We start from the raw sequence: 18,262 nt of genomic DNA, 5'->3' as shown, positions 1-18,262 counted from the left end.
GTCTAAAGAAAGCGCATGGAAGATCTTGATACGATCGTTTTACGGACAGCCCGCCACTGGCAACAGCAAGGGCTGCCCGTGATCTTAGTGACCGTCGCCCGCACGTGGGGTTCGTCCCCACGGCCACCCGGCTCGTTGCTGGCGATTAATGAACGCGGAGAGACTATTGGTTCGATCTCTGGTGGTTGTATCGAAGATGACCTGATCAGCCGCATCCGTGAAGAAGGCGTACAAGCCGTCTGTGCGGATGCACGGCCCCACGTACAACGCTATGGTATTTCGGCCGATCAGGCGCATCGTTTTGGACTACCTTGCGGCGGTACCATTGAACTGGTACTGGAACCCATTACCGATCGCAGTCACTTAGATGAATTATTGCTGGCGTGTGAACAGCGACGCAATATAGAACGCCATCTCCATCTGCAAACCGGCGAAGCAGAACTGCGCGCTGGTAACAGGGGTGGCGTCCCCGTCTTAAATGACAATGAACTCATTACTTACTTGGGCCCGCAAGTCCGCCTAATCGTTATCGGCGCCAGTGATCTGTCACGCTTTTTGTGTCAGTTTGCATTAAGCCTGGGATTTGAAGTGATTGTGTGCGATCCGCGTGAAGAATATCGCGCCAGTTGGCAATTAAGCGGCGTTACGGTCTCAGAAGAAATGCCGGATGATCTGATACTACGCCTCCAGCCAGACGCGCGCACTGCCATCATCGCCCTCACCCATGATCCTAAACTTGATGATCTAGCACTGATCGACGCCTTACAGTCGCAAGCCTTTTACGTCGGCGCCATTGGCTCACGCCGCAATAGTGAACACCGCCGCGAACGCCTACGCACCCACTTCGACATCCCTGAACACAGCCTGCAATCTCTGCACGGCCCCGCTGGCCTCTACATCGGCAGCAAAACCCCGGCAGAAATCGCCCTCTCCATCATGGCGCAAATCGTTGCTGTCAAAAATGGTATTCCTGAATCGCTTGCCACCGAAGTAGGAACAGGCAAGCTACAGCATGAAAATCCACAAAGCCCAGAAACAAGCCACTGCGGCATCTGATCTAATCAGGTAGCGGCGCTGTAGTAATGCGCCGCGTTTGTCGCCGACATAAAGGTGAATGAATTTTCGCTCGATAAATAAAAAAGGGCTCACATTGCTGTGAGCCCTTAGTCTTACTGGTGCCGGCTGCCGGAATCGAACTGGCTACCTGATGATTACAAGTCAACTGCTCTACCAAGTGAGCTAAGCCGGCGGAAATCTTATCGTTCGCACTTAATTTCTTAAGCACTTCCAAAGACCAAGAGTATAGTCTACTTTATTATTTTTAGCGAGGGCTTTTCTGATTTTTTTTGTTCTTTTTCAGAATTTTGTTGAATCCCCTCTGTCAAGCTTCCTGTCGTAGCGCTGCTGACTGCTGCTAAACCGAGGCTAGGTTTGCTTTTTTGTTCGGGTGGCGCTGAAGTGACTCCTGGTTCGGAAATGGATTCTGTTAAATCGACTTCAAATGCCATGCCCTGGCCATTTTCGCTGGCATAGACTGCCATCACGTTTTCCACAGGAACGGAAATATCGCGCGAAACACCACCGAACCGGGCTTTAAAGGTCACTGCTTCATTATCCATCTTAAGGCTACTGGTAGCACCAAAACTGATATTGAGGACGATTTCGCCGTTTCTGACAAATTCCATCGGGACTTGTGCAGCGCCACCGACTTTGACTGCCATGTAGGGTGTATAGCCGTTATCTGTACACCATTCGTAGATAGCGCGCATGAAATAAGGCTTGGTAGATGTTTCTTGCATAAGGGGTACTCAAACGTATCAATAATTAAGCATAGATCGCGGCGCATAAAACAACAAGGCTGACCTGATGGAGCTAGTCAGCCTCGTTATGCACTGCAAGAGTCAATCTGTGAAATAAGCCAGCAGATTAACGACGCATTACTTTTTCTGACGGTGTCAGCGCTTCAATGTAGGCAGGACGAGAGAAAATACGTTCTGCATATTTCATGATAGGCGCTGCCGTTTTGGACAACTCAATACCATAGTGATCAAGACGCCACAATAGCGGCGCAACCGCTACGTCCAACATGGAGAACTCGTCGCCTAGCATGTATTTATTTTTAATAAACAATGGGGCAAGCTGTGTCAGACGATCGCGAATTTCTGCGCGCGCTTTGTCCAGTACTTTCGCTGTGCTGGTGTTTTTGTCATTTTCCAACGTATGAACGTGAACGAACAACTCTTTTTCAAAGTTGAATAACATCAGACGTGCACGTGCGCGTTGCAGCGGATCAGCAGGCATCAACTGTGGATGCGGAAAACGCTCGTCAATGTATTCATTGATGATGTTGGATTCGTACAAGATCAATTCGCGTTCGACCAGAATTGGTACTTGACCATACGGGTTCATAGTCGAAATATCTTCAGGTTTGTTGAATAAATCAACATCACGGATTTCAAAATCCATGCCTTTTTCAAACAATACCAAACGGCAACGTTGAGAAAATGGGCAGGTTGTGCCCGAGTAGAGAACCATCATTTTTATAGTTCCTTAAAAACGATCAGGGCGAGGTGCCAATTTTGCGCACCTCACCCTAGGGATTACTCGCCCGTTTACGACGGAGAAAAACGGGCGATCTGAGAAAATTCTGACTTGTTAATATCTCAATTCGCAAGACAGAAACATTACTTTTACTTAACTTCCTTCCAGTAGGACGCATTCAAACGCCACGCAAGTGTCGCTAAAAACGCCATGAATATCACAACTATAGCACCTAAACGCTTACGAGTTGACTGCGCTGGTTCGCCCATCCACTGTAGATATGCTACCAGATCACCCACTGCGTTGTCATATTCTGCTTTAGTTAATGTACCATCGGAAACTTTTTCGAAGCCTTCAAACTTGTGAATTGTTTTCGATTCGTCATGCGGATCTTTCTCTTCAACAAATTTGGCAGTGCGAACACCTTGCAATTGCCACAACACATGCGGCATACCAACGTTCGGGAAAACCATATTGTTCCAACCTGTTGGACGGGACTCATCTTTGTAGTAAGTACGTAGATAAGTGTAAATCCAGTCAGCACCCGAACCAGCCTCGGAGGCTTTAGCACGAGCGATCACTGATAAATCCGGCGGAACCGCTCCAAACCAAGCCTTGGCATCCTTCGGAGCCATGGTAGTTTTCATCAGATCACCAACTTTTTCACCAGTAAATAACAGATTGGTTCTAATCTGATCTTCAGTTAGACCAATGTCACGCAGACGGTTGTAACGCATTGCAGAAGCGGAGTGGCAATTGAGGCAATAATTGACAAACAATTTTGCGCCATTTTGCAACGCAGCCATATCGGTTGAGCGATCCGGCGCGTGATCCAGAGGAAAACCGCCTTCATTTGCCATCACCATAGCCGGAACAAAGGCCAGCGTCGCGATCAGTTTTTTAAGTAATTTCATGCTTATTCTTCCTCGCTTTATTTGCTCAATGTGGCGTAAAAGTTACACGCTTCGGTACTGGTTTAAAGGTACCCATCGCACTCCACCAAGGCATCAACAGGAAGAAGCTGAAGTAGATGATTGCGCAAACCTGAGAGATACGTTCACGAATTGGTGATGGAGGTTGCACACCCAGATAGCCCAAAGTGACGAAAGTGATCGCGAAAACGATATATACCAATTTGTGCCAATCAGGACGATAACGAATGGATTTTACTGGGGAAAGATCAATCCAAGGCAAGAAAGCCAGAATCACGACTGAGCCACCAAACAACACAACACCCCAGAATTTCGCATCCAGTGCACCAGGCATCATGCCAGCGATCGCCAACAATGCTGCGCCAGCAATGGCAAACTTAATCATCTGTGGCAATTTCGTTGTGAGGAAAATTAACCCGACATAAGCAGCAATACCGGCCTGGATGACGAACAAGAACTCGGATGTCGTCGCACGCAAAATCGAATAGAACGGCGTGAAATACCAAGTTGGTGCGATGTGCGGTGGTGTTTTCAGGGAATCCGCAGGAATAAAGTTATTGTATTCTAGGAAATAACCGCCCATTTCCGGCGCAAAAAAGATCACTGCACTAAACAAGGTCAAGAACACAGTCACACCAAAAATATCATGGAATGTGTAGTAAGGGTGCGAAGGAACGCCATCCAGAGGATGTCCATCAGGACCTAAGTTTTCTTTGATCTCAATACCGTCAGGATTGTTAGAACCCACTTCATGCAATGCAATTAAGTGAGCCATGACCAGACCAAGTAATACCAGAGGGATGGCAATGACGTGGAAAGAGAAGAAACGGTTCAGTGTCGCATCGGAAACCACATAGTCACCACGGATCCACAACGACAAATCTGGGCCAATGAATGGAATCGCGCCAAACAAGTTGACGATAACCTGTGCACCCCAGTAAGACATCTGACCCCATGGCAGCAAGTAGCCAAAGAAAGCTTCAGCCATCAGGCACAGGAAAATCGCGAAACCGAACAACCAGATCAGTTCACGTGGCTTGCGATAAGAGCCGTACATAAAGGCACGTGCCATATGCAGATAAATCACGATGAAGAAGGCAGAAGCGCCTGTGGAGTGCATGTAACGCACTAACCAACCCCAAGGTACGTCACGCATGATGTACTCGACTGAGGCAAACGCCAGCGTCGCATCTGGTTTGTAGTGCATGACCAAGAAAATACCGGTCACGATCTGAATGACTAACACTAGCATTGCTAATGAGCCAAAGATGTACCAGAAATTAAAATTCTTTGGTGCGTAGTATTTTCCCCATTGATCGTTCCACAATTTGGTCAGTGGAAAACGGGAATCAACCCAATTCAGGGCTTTATCAACGACAGGTGCATCCGCCGGGAGTTTTTTCTCAACAAACGCCATGATTACGCCTCACCTTTCTCATCTTTACCGATGATAATTTTGGTATCCGATAAAAACATGTGACGTGGCACATCCAGATTTTGTGGAGCTGGTTTGTTTTTATACACGCGACCAGCGAGATCGAAGGTCGATCCGTGGCAAGGACATAAGAATCCACCTTGCCAGTCATCTGGTAATGATGGTTGTGGGCCGGGCTGGAATTTAGAACCTGGGGAACATCCAAGATGAGAGCAAATACCGACTGCAATTAGCAGATCACCATGTTCTTTACGAGAACGGGTTTGTTTATCACAGTACTCTGGCAATTCCATGGTGTAAGGTTTTTTTGATTCTGGATCAGCAACCTTATCTTCTGTTTTTGCTAAGCTAGACAACATCTCAGGCGTCCGCTTCAGAATCCATACTGGCTTACCACGCCACTCGACGGTGGTCATTTCACCTGGCTTTAAAGCGGAAATATCTACTTCAACCGGAGCGCCAGCTGCTTTAGCCCGCTCTGACGGCTGAAAGGTACTGACGAGTGCCCCTGCCGTTGCTAACCCTGCTACACCACCCGCCGCGCAAGTGGCGACGAGCAAACCGCGACGGCCGGAATCGACCTGCTTTTCATTACTCATACCAACCCCAATCTGTCAAAAATCGAAACTCGATGAAGCTCAAACCCGCATCTAGCAACATTTAATTATAAAGTAGCTATTTATGGTTTTAAAGCAAAAAGCACCCCAAACAGCAACACTTACTCTTTATTTTTACAAATCCGCCACTATTTGACATAGTTCATATTGGCGCCTGAAAATTTATGCCTATTAATTAAAATAAATGATTTTGTGTAAAGATAATTGACAAAGTAAAGTGCCAAATTAACCGCTTTGCACATTAAAATACAGACAATCCAACTTACGGCAATTATGCCAACTACATATCAGGAGATACATAATGAGCATGATGGAAGAATTCAAAACATTTGCCACAAAAGGAAATGTAGTCGATCTCGCGGTCGGTGTCATCATCGGCGGTGCATTTGGAAAAATTGTTGACTCCTTAGTTGGCGACGTTGTGATGCCTGTCATCGGCAAACTGTTCGGCGGTTTGGACTTCTCGAACTACTATTTACCGCTCAATGGCCAGAGTGTCCAATTGACACTGGTCGAAGCTAAGAAATTGGGTGGGGTTTTGGCCTACGGTAATTTCATCACCGTCACAGTCAATTTCATCATTCTGGCATTTGTGATTTTCCAAATGGTGAGACTGGTCAATAAGTTCCGTAAAAACGAACCAGCACCAGTCGCAGCACCAGCACCAACCCCTGAAGATGTGATCCTCCTCAGAGAGATTCGCGATTCGCTGAAAAAATAAAAGAGCAGCAAAACGGCAACGCCCCCTCTACATTAACGACATTGCAGAGGGGGCGTTGTTATTTCAATGATGTTGTAATATTGCCGCAGTTGAACTCAGCGTTATAGCATTCACCTGCTCATCACCACAGATTTTTTTACCTCCTCAGACAGGATTATCGATATCCACAAAGTGGTGCTCAATGCCCCATTGAAGGGAAAGATGCTCGCCAAGTGCCGCAATTCCGTAACGTTCTGTGGCGTGATGACCACACGCTAGATAAGCGACGCCCGCCTCGCGAGCCAGATGTACGGTCGGTTCTGAAATTTCGCCGCTCAAAAACACCGTTGCCCCAGCCGCAATTGCCTGGTCGAGCATGCCTTGTGCCGCGCCAGTACACCAGGCGACTTTTCCGACGAGTTGTGCCGGATCACCGATCAGTAAAGGTTTTCTTCCAAGCCTGTCCGCTACATGCGTTTCCACATCATGCATGGTCGCGACACCGGGAACATTCATACTTCCAAGCCAACCAAGTCCATCTTCACCAAAGCGACCATCTGCGCGCAGGCCTAAGACTTCTGCCAATCGCGCATTATTACCGAGTGTCGGATGCATATCTAACGGCAAGTGGTAGCCAAATAATGAGATATCGTTTTGTAAGAGCAGCTTCAGTCGCCGCTGCTTGTGACCAATGATACGCATGTCTTCGCCACGCCAGAAGTATCCATGGTGTACCATAACGGCATCGGCCTGTAGTTCAATTGCTGCTTCGAGAAGGGCAATGCTGGCGGTAACGCCGGTGACAATACATGCGATCTCATTTCGCCCTTCCACCTGCAGACCATTTGGGCAATAATCACGAACACGTGCCACTTGTAACTCGGTGTCAAGGTATGTTGCCAGTTGGCCCCTATTTATCGTATTTTTACTCATCATTTACCCTATGCGACGTCTTTGGTTATTGTTTGCCCAGACTGTAACAGTTGGTCTGGCGATTTGGTTTATTGTAACCACCCTCAAACCCGACTGGGCATCAAACGCCTTGAATAATAGTCGTCGATCTGTGCTATCTCCGACTTTTAAAACGACTGAGGCACCTGCTCAGAGTACCCCGGCACAGGGCTCATATCGTTTGGCGGCGCAGAAAGCGATGCCATCCGTGGTCAATATTTATACATCAAAAGAGGTGCAGCGATCCCGCAACCCCTTATTGAATGATCCTGCCTTACGCCGCTTCTTCGGCGAGCAGACGGGGCCAAAAGCAGAACGTCAGTCTAGTCTGGGCTCAGGTGTCATTGTGAGTCCAGAAGGCTATATTCTGACCAATAATCATGTCGTCGAGTCAGCCGATGAAATTGATGTGGCGTTGGCAGATGGTCGGACAGCAGTGGCCAAGGTAGTTGGCACTGATCCAGAAACCGATCTGGCAGTCATCAAAATCGACTTATCTGATTTACCTGCGATCACTCTGGGGCATGCGGATGACGCACAGGTCGGCGATGTCGTTCTGGCAATCGGCAACCCGTTTGGTGTTGGGCAGACTGTGACGATGGGCATCGTCTCGGCGCTAGGACGCAATAATTTAACTGAAAATGCGTTTCAAAATTTTATCCAGACCGACGCAGCGATTAATCCTGGCAACTCCGGTGGTGCGCTGGTGGATGTGAACGGCAATCTGCTCGGCATTAATACTGCCATATACTCACAAACGGGCGGTTCGGTCGGCATCGGCTTTGCCACACCGATCTCGACGGTTAAAGCAGTCATGGAATCGATCATCAAGCAAGGCCAAGTCGTCCGTGGCTGGATCGGCGTGGAACCGCAAGATATCACGCCTGAACTAGCTGAAAGCTTTGGCATCAAACAGAAATCGGGAGCGATTATCGCTGGCGTGATACGTGGTGGTCCAGCCGATAAAGCTGGCATGAAACCTGGTGACATCCTCGTATCAATTGAAGGTAAAACAGTCAGTGGCACGATGGAAATGCTGAACCTGATCGCTCAACTCACCCCAGGCGAAAAAGCGAAAATTACAGTCCTCAGAAACAATCAAGAGCCTACCCTTCAAGTCCTGATCGGTAAGCGTCCGCCATCACGTCGCGAAGAGTAAAACCCAAATGCATCTGATTGATTTACAAGCTTTTTTATCTGAGCTAGCTGACAACAACAATCGTGCGTGGTTTGTCATGAACAAGCCGCGCTACGACATTTTACGCGCTGAGTTTTTAGAGCTGGTCTCAGAACTGATCACTGGCATCCAGCAATTTGATCCAGCTATTGCAGGCTGCGAGCCTAAAAAAGCACTATTTCGGATTAACCGAGATGTACGCTTCGGGCATGATAAGTCGCCCTACAAGACGACTTTTTCTTCCTCTATTTTACCCAGTGGACGCAAAAAGCCAAGTGAAGGCGGAGGTCCGGCTTACTATTTTCAGTTAGATGCGCAGGGTAGATTATTTTTTGCATGTGGCGAATACATGCCACCTGCAGATCGCCTGAAAGCGATTCGTGAACACATCATCAATGATGAAGTTAGTTTTGAAAAGCTGCTCAAGGATAAGAAACTGAAACAATATTTTGGTGAACTGCAAGAAGAAGGCAAGCTCAAACGTCCACCAAAGGGCTACGACGCCGACCTCAAGCATATCGAGTACCTGAAGTTGAAGAATTTTATGATCTGGACAGAATGTCCTTATCAGGGTCTCAGTAGCGAAGAGGTGAAAGAAACCTTATTCACCGCATACAAGAGTGCCTTACCGCTAGTGCAATGGCTGCGCGGTGCTGAGACCTTCAAGACGTAAAATAAAGGCGGGATGTGAGAAACCTACATCCCGCTTGGAATAGGAGCTTATGGGCTCTCTGGCGCCTGTGTAACGCGCACAAACAACGGTGCAACAAGCAAACCAAGCTCATAGAGCAAGCACATCGGTAGCGCCAGCGAAAACTGACTCACCAGATCTGGCGGCGTCACGACTGCTGCAATGACAAATGCCCCCACAATCACATAAGGACGAATAGAACGTAGCTTCTCGACCGTGACCAACCCCATACGTACGAGCACGACAACCACAACTGGCACTTCAAACGTCACGCCAAACGCCAGGCACATGGACATAATAAAATCCAGATAATTTTCAATATCCGGTGCCATATGAATAGACGTCGGGGAAAATGCATTGATAAACTTAAAAACGCGTCTGAACACAATGAAATAGCAAAAAGCCACCCCAGACAGAAATAAAACAGAAGAAGAAATCACCAACGGTGCAACTAAGCGTTTTTCATGGGCATACAACCCTGGCGCAATAAAAGCCCACACCTGATAAAGAATCCAAGGCAAAGCCAGCATCACCGCGAGCAACATCGTGACTTTCATTGGCACCATAAAGGGCGAAATCACGCCAGTGGCGATCATTTGCGAGCCGACCGGCAGCGACTCTAGCATCGGCTCGGCCAGAAAATCGTAGATAGCAGAAGGACCTGGCCAGATCATGAGCAAGATTGTCGCGATAGCTAAGCCATAGCAAGCCTTAACCAAGCGATCACGCAATTCCACCAGATGAGAAATGAACGTTTCTTCAACGCCGGGTTCGATTTTATCGCTCATGCGAAGACCACCCTAAAAAGAGAACGTCGGGACATAGAAAAATTAATAGAAACTGACAGGTGGGCGAGACTTAGCGCGATGTCGTGCCATGCGCGCCGAACCTGAAACAATATGATTGCGCTGACCGTGACGATTTTTGTACCAAGCAGGGACTGCGGACGTTTTGGCTAACTTTTTGCGACGGAAATCCTTGGCTTTACGCGCCAATTGGTCGCTGCTGACATAGGTCGTGCTATAGAGAGTGGACGGTTCCTGAGCGATGGACTGCAATTCTTCGGTGGTCTCGTTCCAAGATTGCGATACGGATTGCTCAACATGATGGGCTGCTTCTTGCACGTCTTTTTGCATCTTGCGCAGTTCATCGAGCTCAATTTCTTTCGATACTTCGGCTTTGACGTCATTAATATAACGCTGTGCTCTGCCGAGCAACGTTCCCGCCATACGGGCAACACGAGGCAGTTTTTCAGGCCCAATGACGATTAAGGCAACTACACCGATCAGGGCGAGTTTGCTGATTCCTAAATCAATCATTACACTCGCCCGCTACGAATATCATCACGACGGAACAAATCACTGTTTTGATTTCTCTTTGGCATCAACATCAATGGTTTTTTCTGCATTCGCTTGTGCGACGGGTGCCTTGTCTTCTTCACCTTTAATGCCGTCTTTAAAACCTTTAACTGCTTTACCCAAATCGCTACCGATATTACCTAACTTTTTGGTACCAAAAACCAAAATAACAATGACCAGAACAACTAGCCAATGCAAACCACTAAATGAACCCATGATCTACCCCTGATGAGAGCTGCACTCTCAGAAAAATGATATGACTTTACAAAATAGCATCAGCAGTATGACTATATACAGTCAATCAGCGTCTTTGCCTCAGTCCCATTATATTAGCTTTGTCCACGCCATAGTTTTGGACCACCAATGACGTGCATATGCAAATGATACACCTCTTGCCCGCCATCTGCGCCCGTATTAATCAACGTTTTATAGCCGCCTGTATATTGACCGTCAGCCTGTCTGACTGGCCCACAACCATGCTCAACGGCTAATTGCGGCGCTAAACCCAGCATTTTTCCCAACATCACATGATGCTCAGGCAACGCTGATGACAAGGTGTCTAAATGTATTTTCGGAATAACCAGCAAATGTACCGGCGCTGCGGGATTAATATCTTTAAAGGCCAGCAATTCGTCATCTTCATAGACAATCGTTGATGGTATTTGCTTTGAGGCAATTTTACAGAAAATGCAATTATCCACGTTTTATCCGTTTCTCATAAACAAAGAAGCTTTATCTTGACTAGGGTGCACCTCGAAGCTGAGGTCAATCCGCCTGGAACTTAATGTTGATTAGCTACAGGCGACGATCAGCTTATTTTTCTGAACGGGCGGCTTTTTCATCCAGACCAGAAAGACCTTCACGTCTGGCCAACTCATCCAATACTTGCTGTGGGCGCAGATCATACTGAGCCAACATGACAAGCGAATGAAACCATAAATCAGCACATTCGTATAAGACTTTGGAATGGTCGCCAGAGATGCGGGCGTCTTTGGCTGCCATGACGGTTTCAGTCGCTTCTTCGCCAATTTTTTTCAGTATGGCGTCATCGCCCTTAGAAAATAAACGAGCAACATAGGATTTGTCAGGATCGCCACCATTCGCCAACTTGCGACTTTCAATGATATCGGCAAGACGTTGCAAGACCTGTTCTTGGGAAATACTCATTTATAAATACTTTCAGGATCTTTCAATACCGGATCAACGGCCTGCCAGTCGCCATCATTGAGGCTACCTTCAAACTTCTGAAAGAAGCAGGAGTGACGTCCTGTGTGGCAAGCGATGCTGTCTGTCTGCTCGATTTTCAGCAAGATCACATCTTCATCGCAATCGAGGCGGATTTCTTTGATTTTTTGCACGTGACCAGACTCTTCGCCTTTGTGCCATAATTTTTTGCGTGAACGGCTCCAATAAACGGCCTCACCCAGTTCTACGGTTCTGGTCAGCGCTTCACGATTCATCCAAGCAAACATCAGCACATCATTGCTGCTTGCTTCTTGCGCGATCACCGGTACCAGACCCTGATCGTCCCACTTCACTTTATTTAACCACTTAGCGGCACTCATACCAACCTCATAGGAATATGTTGCGCTGCCATAAATTGCTTTGCTTCGCCAACAGTGTGTTGACCATAATGAAAAATACTGGCGGCCAGTACGGCATCTGCGCCACCTATTTTGATGCCATCAGCCAAGTCTTGCAGACTACCGACACCACCAGAGGCAACCACAGGAATCGATACTGCATCCGAAATCGCGCGGGTCAAACCGAGGTCAAATCCAGAACGGGTACCGTCTTTATCCATACTCGTCAATAAAATCTCGCCCGCCCCCAGTTTGGCCATATGCTGCGCCCATTCGACAGCATCCAGACCTGTGGCGTTGCGCCCACCATGCGTGAATACTTCCCATTTTCCGGGTGCGACGTTTTTAGCATCGATCGCGACCACGATACATTGTGATCCATATTTGTGGGCTGCATCAGCGACCAATTGCGGATTAGTAACAGCAGAAGTATTAATCCCCACCTTATCGGCGCCCGCATTGAGCAGACGACGTACATCCGCCACCGTACGAACACCACCGCCGACAGTCAGCGGAATAAATACCTGTGATGCAACCGCCTCAATAATTGGCAGAATCAAATCACGACCATCCGAGGAGGCAGTGATATCAAGGAAGGTAATTTCATCCGCACCCTGGGCATCATAACGACGCGCGATTTCTACAGGATCGCCAGCATCACGTAACTCCTGAAAATTGATCCCCTTGACGACCCGACCCGCAGTGACATCCAGACAGGGAATAATGCGTTTAGCTAAAGTCATTCGGTCTCTTCTTCGGTGTAGTACGTAGAACCATCGTCACTGAGTTCATCAGCACGTTCCTGTGCTGTCAACAAATCTAAGGTTCCTTCGTAGATCGAGCGGCCACAAATAACTCCTTCGATACCCTCGCCTTGCACTTCACACAAGGCTTCGACGTCCGCCAGATTATGCACGCCACCGGAAGCGATGACAGGAATAGTGACCGCCTGCGCCAGTTTGACAGTGGCATCAATGTTGACACCGCCCATCATGCCGTCACGGCCGATATCCGTATAAATAATTGCTTCAACGCCATAGCCTTCAAATTTTTGAGCAAGGTCAATCACTTCATGACCGGACAATTTACTCCAGCCATCCGTCGCGACTTTGCCATCCTTGGCATCAATGCCAACGATAATCTGACCAGGGAATGCGCTGCAGGCATCCGCCAGAAAACCAGGATTTTTTACCGCTGCAGTACCAATAATGATGTAAGACAAACCATCATCGAGATAACGTTCAATCGTATCAAGATCGCGAATACCGCCACCTAACTGCACTGGAATTTCTTCAGTACCGGTTTCTTCAGCATAATCGCGTACTGCCTGAATGATCGCTTTTACTGCCGCTTCATTTTTTGGTTTACCTGCAAAGGCACCATTGAGATCGACCAAATGCAGGCGGCGTGCGCCTTGCTTGAGCCAATGTCGAGCAGTTTGAGCCGGATCCTCAGAAAACACGGTGGCTTGGTCCATATCACCTTGTTTGAGGCGTACGCAGTGACCATCTTTCAGGTCGATAGCAGGGATGAGCAACATGATGTAAAAGAAATATAAGCGTCTAAAAGACAGTAAAAAATCAAAATACCAAATTCAGGTAAACCTGACACGAGTAAGAGCAATCATGCGCCTCTTCAAGGCGCGTGTGCAAGATCAGGGCTTCCAGTGTACAAAGTTTTTATATAGTTGCAAGCCAGTTTGTGCACTCTTTTCCGGGTGGAATTGTGTCGCAAAGATATTATCTCTTGCGACGGCACAAGCAAACGGCTGACCGTAATCAGTTAATCCGACGGTATGCTGCGCATTCTCAGGCTGGGCATAGTAGCTATGCACAAAATAAAAATACGCGTCATCCGGTATATCCTGCCACAAGGTATGCGACCGTGCTTGGTGCACTCGGTTCCATCCCATTTGCGGCACTTTAAAACGCGAACCATCAGCTTGCACCTGACCATCGAGCGCGAAACGGACGACCTTACCCGATAATAATCCCAAGCCCGGCGTGTTACCTTCTTCACTCAGGTCAAACAGCATTTGCTCACCAACACAAACACCAAACAGGGGCTTGCTACGCGCCGCTTCTAAGACCGCTTCCTGCACACCGGAATCCCGCAGGCTGCTCATGCAGTCGGGCATCGCGCCTTGACCTGGCAATACAATGCGATCTGCGCTCTGGATATCAGCGACTTCTCCGGAGATAACCACATTGGCTTCAGGTGCCACCGCACGTAACGCCTGCGCTACGGAGCGCAGATTTCCCATACCGTAATCAACAACAACAATTTTATTCATCATAATTTACCCCGCATCAACCGCACCGCTGAGACAGCATGTTCATGTCGTGACAGAGTCTGGCATCAATAATTAAAGGCTACCCTTAGTAGATGGAATCGTACCAGCGGCACGGGCATCAAGCTCTGCGGCCATGCGCAACGCGCGACCAAATGCCTTGAAGACGGTTTCGCATTGATGATGCGCGTTATCACCACGCAAGTTATCAATATGCAATGTCACCAGTGCATGGTTCACAAATCCTTGAAAAAATTCACGGGTCAAATCGACGTCAAAACCACCGATCATGGCGCGGGTAAACGGAATGTGATATTCCAGACCTGGACGACCAGAGAAATCAACGACAACGCGTGACAAGGCTTCGTCCAGCGGCACGTAGGCGTGGCCATAACGACGGATACCCTTTTTGTCACCAATCGCTTTAGCAAATGCCTGACCCAGCGTGATACCGACGTCTTCAACGGTATGGTGCGCATCAATGTGCAAATCACCTACCGCTTCGATATCGAGATCGATCAGTCCATGACGGGCGATCTGATCAAGCATATGATCCAGAAATGGCACACCGGTATTGAGTTTTTGCTGACCAGTGCCGTCCAAGTTGATGGAAACACGGATTTGTGTTTCGTTGGTATTACGTGTAACCGCCGCAATGCGTTGAGTTAAGTTGTTCATTTTGATGACATAGAAGCTGCAAAAGCAGCAAGAAATTGCGCATTCTCTTCCTGGGTGCTGACAGTGATCCGCAGACAATTCTCCAGTAAAGTATGCATTTTACCCACATTTTTAACTAATATTTTGTGATTCAACAATTTGACAAAGAGTTGTTCAGCATTTGCAACACGGATCAGCAAAAAATTTGCTGAGGACGGAAACACCTGTACCCCCTCCATTGCACTCAAAGCCGCAGCGAGCTGGGTGCGCTGGGCACGTAATTCGGCTGCCTGTGCATCAAGTACTTCGACCCGTTGCAACACAAATTCTGCGGCTGCTTGTGTTAATACGTTGACATTGTACGGTGGGCGAACTTTTTCAAACTCGTTCATCAACACGTTGTTACCCGCCATGTAACCCAGACGGATACCTGCGAGTCCCAGTTTAGACACGGTACGCATTACCACCAGATTATCAAACTCATCCAAACGCGACATAAAGCTGGTCGGTGCGAATGGCTGGTAGGCTTCATCAACAACCACGACGCCACTATCGCCAACCGCGTTCAGAATCTCCGCCATATCATCGGCATCAAATAATGTACCGGTGGGGTTATTTGGGTAGGCAAGATAAGTGATCGCAGGTTGGTGTTCTGCAATTGCCGCAAGCATTGCGGCTTTGTTTAATGTGAAATCAGGATTGAGATCGACGCCAATAAATTCGAGACCAGCAAATTTAGCTGACATCGCATACATCACAAAGCCAGGGATAGGCGCCAACACTTTAGCACCCAGCTTGGCACAGGCAACCGACATCATAGCGATCAATTCATCGGAGCCATTTCCAACAATAATGTCATGCCCAGCCGGTACGCCTAACTTGTCGGCAATCATGTGTTTGAGGCTGGCATACGATGGAACGGGATAGCGGTTCATGGCAACTTGCGCCAAATGCTGACCTAACTCCTGCTGCATCGTTGGCGGCAACGCGAAGGGATTCTCCATCGCATCGAGCTTCAGAAAGCCAGCAGAGTCTGGCACGTGATACGCCGATAAACTGGCGATTTCAGGGCGAATGATATTTGTTACGTTGGTACTACGCATTCCTTGTACTCCAGGCAGTAGGGCAAATCAAAAGCAGAAAACACATTAACCCAGCGACTATCGGCAATCAAGATCACCTGTTCGCCGCGCAACGTCTAAGCGGATATCGCTGACGATGCTGCAGGTTCTTGCAGACTAAGGCGTTTCTCTATCATGGCGCAATAATCCGAATTTAATTCAAATCCGACAAAATCACGCCCACAACGTTTTGCTGCGACGGCGGTGGTACCGCTGCCCATGAAGGGATCAAGTACCACGCCGCCGGGTGGGCAAGAGGCCTTAATCATACGCTCGATAATTTCGAGCGGTTTTTGCGTTGGATGCTCTTCACGTTCTGCATGCTCACGGTGCAAACGAGACACACTCCACACATCCTTGGGGTTGAAGCCGAGCTCCAGCCATTTTGCGCCTTCGAAAATTTTTCGGCTGCGCGCTTTTTTGGTGGCGGCGTCATACGGTATCCGTATCGCATCCAGATCAAAATAATAATCTTTGGCTTTCACAAAAAAACCAATCGTGTCGTGTACCGACGAATATTTACGGACACTGCCCCCCATGGATGGCACACGCCGATCCCAGATGATTTCATTCATCATCGTCATACGCTGCTTGAGTAGAACAAACACCTCCGGCGAGTAGCGCCAGGTCAAAAAAATGTACAGACTGCCATTCGCTTTGAGCTTCGGCAAGGCGGTATCAATCCATTGCGCCATCCATTCTAGGTAAGCAGACGATTCCATTTTATCGGAATCATTACCATAATCCTTACCTAAGCCGTAGGGCGGATCCGCTAATACTAAATCGATACTCGCATCCGGCAGACGCGCTAATCCTTGCAGCGCATCCTCACAGAAAATCTGATTTTTCCAATCAGCAGTCATGCGCTTTGGCTCATGCGATCAGTCATTTCAAGCGCAGTTCAGCACTACGCGCGTGGGCCTGTAAGCCTTCACCGTAAGCCAACTCAGCAGCGACTTTACCTAAAGTTTGCGCACCTTGTTCACTCACAAAAATGATGGACGAACGCTTCTGAAAATCATACACACCTAGTGGCGAAGAAAATCTCGCAGTACGTGATGTTGGCAGAACATGGTTTGGGCCTGCGCAGTAATCGCCAAGCGCTTCTGATGAATATCGGCCAAGGAACATGGCGCCAGCGTGGCGAATCTTATCCGCCCATTGCTGTGGATTTTCAGCGGAAATTTCCAGATGCTCCGCTGCAATGCTATTAGCAATCTCACATGCCTCATCCATGTCAGCGACTTTGATGAGTGCACCGCGATTGGCCAGTGAGGTACGAATCACTTCATGGCGTGGCATGGTTGGCAGCAATTTGACAATGCTGGCCTGTACTGCTTCCAGATAGGTTTCATCAGGGCACAATAAGATGGATTGCGCTAATTCATCATGCTCAGCCTGAGAAAATAGATCCATTGCCACCCAATCTGGATTCGTGGTGCCATCACACAGCACCAGAATTTCGGATGGCCCAGCAATCATATCGATGCCAACGGTACCAAATACCCGGCGTTTCGCCGCAGCGACGTAGGCGTTACCAGGGCCGACGATCTTATCAACTTGTGGAATAGTTGCCGTGCCATAGGCCAACGCGCCAACGGCTTGCGCGCCGCCAATCGTGAAGACCCGATCAACACCAGCGATGGCAGCAGCTGCCAAAACCAGTGGGTTTTTCACACCATCCGGCGTTGGCACGACCATGATAATTTCCTGCACACCAGCCACTTTGGCCGGAATCGCATTCATTAACACAGAAGAAGGATAAGCCGCTTTACCGCCCGGTACATAAATACCGACACGGTCTAATGCCGTGACTTTTTGCCCTAATACGGTGCCGTCAGCTTCGGTATAACTAAAACCATCAGAGCCACATTCTTTTCTTTGTACTTCATGATAAGCACGGACTCGCTGTGCAGCCGTTTCCAGTGCTGCGCGACGTTCAGGACTGAGAGACGACAATGCCGCCTGCATTTCGTCCTGGGATATTTCGAGACCAGCTACACTGGCTGCCTGCAGACGATCAAAGCGATTGGTTGCTTCCAGCACGGCGGCATCACCGTTGGCTTTGACGCTTGCTAAAATTTGCGCAGCAGCGCGATCAATCGCCTCGTCTTCACTCGCTTCAAATGCCAGCAACGACGATAATTTGGTAGAAAAATCTGCATCCGCTGAATTCAGCCGGGTAATAAGTGAGGCCATGCTTATCTCT

Annotated in this window: 23 protein-coding genes and 1 tRNA gene; 4 read left to right on the top strand and 20 right to left on the bottom strand. The window is 48.3% G+C overall.

Annotated elements, in window-relative coordinates; genetic code table 11:
- The first annotated feature begins 15 nt into the window (after positions 1 to 15).
- The gene (locus ACO0KV_RS05275; protein WP_423040609.1) at positions 16 to 1,056 is read left to right on the top strand and encodes an XdhC family protein; all 1,041 of its coding nucleotides are present in this window, start codon (positions 16 to 18) and stop codon (positions 1,054 to 1,056) included.
- 117 nt (positions 1,057 to 1,173) lie between these two features.
- On the opposite strand, the gene ACO0KV_RS05270 is transcribed toward ACO0KV_RS05275, so the two are convergent.
- The 6 genes from ACO0KV_RS05270 to petA form a co-directional block, all read right to left on the bottom strand.
- Positions 1,174 to 1,249: transfer RNA gene (locus ACO0KV_RS05270), tRNA-Thr, on the bottom strand.
- A gap of 58 nt (positions 1,250 to 1,307) precedes the next feature.
- Positions 1,308 to 1,799 (bottom strand): ClpXP protease specificity-enhancing factor, encoded by a 492-nt coding sequence (locus ACO0KV_RS05265; protein WP_423040607.1) that lies wholly within the window; start codon positions 1,797 to 1,799, stop codon positions 1,308 to 1,310.
- A gap of 127 nt (positions 1,800 to 1,926) precedes the next feature.
- The gene (locus ACO0KV_RS05260; RefSeq protein WP_423040605.1) at positions 1,927 to 2,538 is read right to left on the bottom strand and encodes a glutathione S-transferase N-terminal domain-containing protein; all 612 of its coding nucleotides are present in this window, start codon (positions 2,536 to 2,538) and stop codon (positions 1,927 to 1,929) included.
- A gap of 152 nt (positions 2,539 to 2,690) precedes the next feature.
- Positions 2,691 to 3,455: a cytochrome c1 gene (locus ACO0KV_RS05255; protein ID WP_423040603.1), complete on the bottom strand. Its 765-nt coding sequence runs from the start codon at positions 3,453 to 3,455 to the stop codon at positions 2,691 to 2,693.
- Between the two features lie 25 nt (positions 3,456 to 3,480).
- Positions 3,481 to 4,893 carry a cytochrome b gene (locus ACO0KV_RS05250; protein WP_423040730.1) on the bottom strand — a complete coding sequence of 471 codons (1,413 nt, stop codon included), beginning with the start codon at positions 4,891 to 4,893 and terminating at the stop codon, positions 3,481 to 3,483.
- Positions 4,893 to 5,507, bottom strand: a complete 615-nt coding sequence (petA, locus tag ACO0KV_RS05245; RefSeq protein WP_423040601.1) for a ubiquinol-cytochrome c reductase iron-sulfur subunit — start codon at positions 5,505 to 5,507, stop codon at positions 4,893 to 4,895. Before petA ends, ACO0KV_RS05250 begins: the two co-directional genes overlap by 1 nt.
- Positions 5,508 to 5,826: 319 nt before the next feature.
- Between petA and mscL the strand changes: the two genes are divergently transcribed.
- Entirely contained in the window at positions 5,827 to 6,246 is a 420-nt protein-coding gene (gene mscL / locus ACO0KV_RS05240; RefSeq protein ID WP_423040599.1) for a large conductance mechanosensitive channel protein MscL, read from the top strand.
- Positions 6,247 to 6,390: 144 nt separating this feature from the next.
- Here the strand turns inward: mscL and ACO0KV_RS05235 are convergent, their stop codons facing one another.
- On the bottom strand, positions 6,391 to 7,158 hold the full coding sequence (locus tag ACO0KV_RS05235) for a Nif3-like dinuclear metal center hexameric protein (RefSeq protein ID WP_423040728.1): 768 nt from the start codon (positions 7,156 to 7,158) through the stop codon (positions 6,391 to 6,393).
- 10 nt (positions 7,159 to 7,168) lie between these two features.
- Here ACO0KV_RS05235 and ACO0KV_RS05230 point away from each other — a divergent pair, with 10 nt between their 5' ends.
- Together ACO0KV_RS05230 and ACO0KV_RS05225 are read left to right on the top strand one after the other, a co-directional pair.
- Positions 7,169 to 8,335 carry a Do family serine endopeptidase gene (locus ACO0KV_RS05230; RefSeq protein WP_423040597.1) on the top strand — a complete coding sequence of 389 codons (1,167 nt, stop codon included), beginning with the start codon at positions 7,169 to 7,171 and terminating at the stop codon, positions 8,333 to 8,335.
- A gap of 7 nt (positions 8,336 to 8,342) precedes the next feature.
- Entirely contained in the window at positions 8,343 to 9,026 is a 684-nt protein-coding gene (locus ACO0KV_RS05225; protein WP_423040595.1) for a DUF2461 domain-containing protein, read from the top strand.
- Positions 9,027 to 9,073: 47 nt separating this feature from the next.
- Here the strand turns inward: ACO0KV_RS05225 and tatC are convergent, their stop codons facing one another.
- The 13 genes from tatC to hisD form a co-directional block, all read right to left on the bottom strand.
- Positions 9,074 to 9,832: a twin-arginine translocase subunit TatC gene (tatC, locus tag ACO0KV_RS05220; RefSeq protein WP_423040593.1), complete on the bottom strand. Its 759-nt coding sequence runs from the start codon at positions 9,830 to 9,832 to the stop codon at positions 9,074 to 9,076.
- A 42-nt stretch (positions 9,833 to 9,874) separates the two neighbouring features.
- Positions 9,875 to 10,363, bottom strand: a complete 489-nt coding sequence (gene tatB / locus ACO0KV_RS05215; RefSeq protein WP_423040591.1) for a Sec-independent protein translocase protein TatB — start codon at positions 10,361 to 10,363, stop codon at positions 9,875 to 9,877.
- 39 nt (positions 10,364 to 10,402) lie between these two features.
- Positions 10,403 to 10,618 (bottom strand): Sec-independent protein translocase subunit TatA, encoded by a 216-nt coding sequence (gene tatA, locus ACO0KV_RS05210; protein WP_423040589.1) that lies wholly within the window; start codon positions 10,616 to 10,618, stop codon positions 10,403 to 10,405.
- Positions 10,619 to 10,731: 113 nt separating this feature from the next.
- A complete protein-coding gene (locus ACO0KV_RS05205) occupies positions 10,732 to 11,103 on the bottom strand; it encodes a histidine triad nucleotide-binding protein (RefSeq protein ID WP_423040587.1) in 372 nt (123 codons plus the stop codon).
- A 112-nt stretch (positions 11,104 to 11,215) separates the two neighbouring features.
- Positions 11,216 to 11,569 (bottom strand): phosphoribosyl-ATP diphosphatase, encoded by a 354-nt coding sequence (locus ACO0KV_RS05200; protein ID WP_423040585.1) that lies wholly within the window; start codon positions 11,567 to 11,569, stop codon positions 11,216 to 11,218.
- Positions 11,566 to 11,967 carry a phosphoribosyl-AMP cyclohydrolase gene (hisI, locus tag ACO0KV_RS05195; protein WP_423040583.1) on the bottom strand — a complete coding sequence of 134 codons (402 nt, stop codon included), beginning with the start codon at positions 11,965 to 11,967 and terminating at the stop codon, positions 11,566 to 11,568. The genes ACO0KV_RS05200 and hisI overlap by 4 nt, the downstream gene beginning before the upstream one ends.
- Entirely contained in the window at positions 11,964 to 12,728 is a 765-nt protein-coding gene (gene hisF / locus ACO0KV_RS05190; RefSeq protein WP_423040581.1) for an imidazole glycerol phosphate synthase subunit HisF, read from the bottom strand. Before hisF ends, hisI begins: the two co-directional genes overlap by 4 nt.
- Complete coding sequence (hisA, locus tag ACO0KV_RS05185) at positions 12,725 to 13,525, bottom strand: 1-(5-phosphoribosyl)-5-[(5-phosphoribosylamino)methylideneamino]imidazole-4-carboxamide isomerase (protein WP_423040579.1); 801 nt, start codon at positions 13,523 to 13,525, stop codon at positions 12,725 to 12,727. The genes hisF and hisA overlap by 4 nt, the downstream gene beginning before the upstream one ends.
- A gap of 114 nt (positions 13,526 to 13,639) precedes the next feature.
- Positions 13,640 to 14,278 (bottom strand): imidazole glycerol phosphate synthase subunit HisH, encoded by a 639-nt coding sequence (hisH, locus tag ACO0KV_RS05180; protein WP_423040726.1) that lies wholly within the window; start codon positions 14,276 to 14,278, stop codon positions 13,640 to 13,642.
- A gap of 72 nt (positions 14,279 to 14,350) precedes the next feature.
- On the bottom strand, positions 14,351 to 14,953 hold the full coding sequence (gene hisB, locus ACO0KV_RS05175; protein ID WP_423040577.1) for an imidazoleglycerol-phosphate dehydratase HisB: 603 nt from the start codon (positions 14,951 to 14,953) through the stop codon (positions 14,351 to 14,353).
- On the bottom strand, positions 14,950 to 16,035 hold the full coding sequence (hisC, locus tag ACO0KV_RS05170; RefSeq protein ID WP_423040575.1) for a histidinol-phosphate transaminase: 1,086 nt from the start codon (positions 16,033 to 16,035) through the stop codon (positions 14,950 to 14,952). Before hisC ends, hisB begins: the two co-directional genes overlap by 4 nt.
- Positions 16,036 to 16,130: 95 nt before the next feature.
- Positions 16,131 to 16,916 (bottom strand): DNA-methyltransferase, encoded by a 786-nt coding sequence (locus tag ACO0KV_RS05165; RefSeq protein WP_423040573.1) that lies wholly within the window; start codon positions 16,914 to 16,916, stop codon positions 16,131 to 16,133.
- Between the two features lie 22 nt (positions 16,917 to 16,938).
- Positions 16,939 to 18,252, bottom strand: coding sequence for a histidinol dehydrogenase (gene hisD, locus ACO0KV_RS05160; RefSeq protein WP_423040571.1), 1,314 nt, complete (start codon positions 18,250 to 18,252; stop codon positions 16,939 to 16,941).
- Positions 18,253 to 18,262 lie beyond the last annotated feature (10 nt).

Source organism: Undibacterium sp. RuRC25W (assembly GCF_049339825.1).
Taxonomy (GTDB): domain Bacteria; phylum Pseudomonadota; class Gammaproteobacteria; order Burkholderiales; family Burkholderiaceae_D; genus Undibacterium.
This window is presented reverse-complemented; position numbering and strand designations above follow the sequence as displayed.

Bases quoted from the DNA above. Each gene is read 5' to 3' on its own strand.
- ACO0KV_RS05275 (WP_423040609.1), top strand. From the start codon at position 16: ATGGAAGATCTTGATACGATCGTTTTACGGACAGCCCGCCACTGGCAA.
- ACO0KV_RS05265 (WP_423040607.1), bottom strand. From the start codon at position 1,799: ATGCAAGAAACATCTACCAAGCCTTATTTCATGCGCGCTATCTACGAA.
- ACO0KV_RS05260 (WP_423040605.1), bottom strand. From the start codon at position 2,538: ATGATGGTTCTCTACTCGGGCACAACCTGCCCATTTTCTCAACGTTGC.
- ACO0KV_RS05255 (WP_423040603.1), bottom strand. From the start codon at position 3,455: ATGAAATTACTTAAAAAACTGATCGCGACGCTGGCCTTTGTTCCGGCT.
- petA (WP_423040601.1), bottom strand. From the start codon at position 5,507: ATGAGTAATGAAAAGCAGGTCGATTCCGGCCGTCGCGGTTTGCTCGTC.
- mscL (WP_423040599.1), top strand. From the start codon at position 5,827: ATGAGCATGATGGAAGAATTCAAAACATTTGCCACAAAAGGAAATGTA.
- ACO0KV_RS05235 (WP_423040728.1), bottom strand. From the start codon at position 7,158: ATGAGTAAAAATACGATAAATAGGGGCCAACTGGCAACATACCTTGAC.
- ACO0KV_RS05230 (WP_423040597.1), top strand. From the start codon at position 7,169: ATGCGACGTCTTTGGTTATTGTTTGCCCAGACTGTAACAGTTGGTCTG.
- ACO0KV_RS05225 (WP_423040595.1), top strand. From the start codon at position 8,343: ATGCATCTGATTGATTTACAAGCTTTTTTATCTGAGCTAGCTGACAAC.
- tatC (WP_423040593.1), bottom strand. From the start codon at position 9,832: ATGAGCGATAAAATCGAACCCGGCGTTGAAGAAACGTTCATTTCTCAT.
- tatB (WP_423040591.1), bottom strand. From the start codon at position 10,363: ATGATTGATTTAGGAATCAGCAAACTCGCCCTGATCGGTGTAGTTGCC.
- tatA (WP_423040589.1), bottom strand. From the start codon at position 10,618: ATGGGTTCATTTAGTGGTTTGCATTGGCTAGTTGTTCTGGTCATTGTT.
- ACO0KV_RS05200 (WP_423040585.1), bottom strand. From the start codon at position 11,569: ATGAGTATTTCCCAAGAACAGGTCTTGCAACGTCTTGCCGATATCATT.
- hisI (WP_423040583.1), bottom strand. From the start codon at position 11,967: ATGAGTGCCGCTAAGTGGTTAAATAAAGTGAAGTGGGACGATCAGGGT.
- hisF (WP_423040581.1), bottom strand. From the start codon at position 12,728: ATGACTTTAGCTAAACGCATTATTCCCTGTCTGGATGTCACTGCGGGT.
- hisA (WP_423040579.1), bottom strand. From the start codon at position 13,525: ATGTTGCTCATCCCTGCTATCGACCTGAAAGATGGTCACTGCGTACGC.
- hisH (WP_423040726.1), bottom strand. From the start codon at position 14,278: ATGAATAAAATTGTTGTTGTTGATTACGGTATGGGAAATCTGCGCTCC.
- hisB (WP_423040577.1), bottom strand. From the start codon at position 14,953: ATGAACAACTTAACTCAACGCATTGCGGCGGTTACACGTAATACCAAC.
- hisC (WP_423040575.1), bottom strand. From the start codon at position 16,035: ATGCGTAGTACCAACGTAACAAATATCATTCGCCCTGAAATCGCCAGT.
- ACO0KV_RS05165 (WP_423040573.1), bottom strand. From the start codon at position 16,916: ATGACTGCTGATTGGAAAAATCAGATTTTCTGTGAGGATGCGCTGCAA.
- hisD (WP_423040571.1), bottom strand. From the start codon at position 18,252: ATGGCCTCACTTATTACCCGGCTGAATTCAGCGGATGCAGATTTTTCT.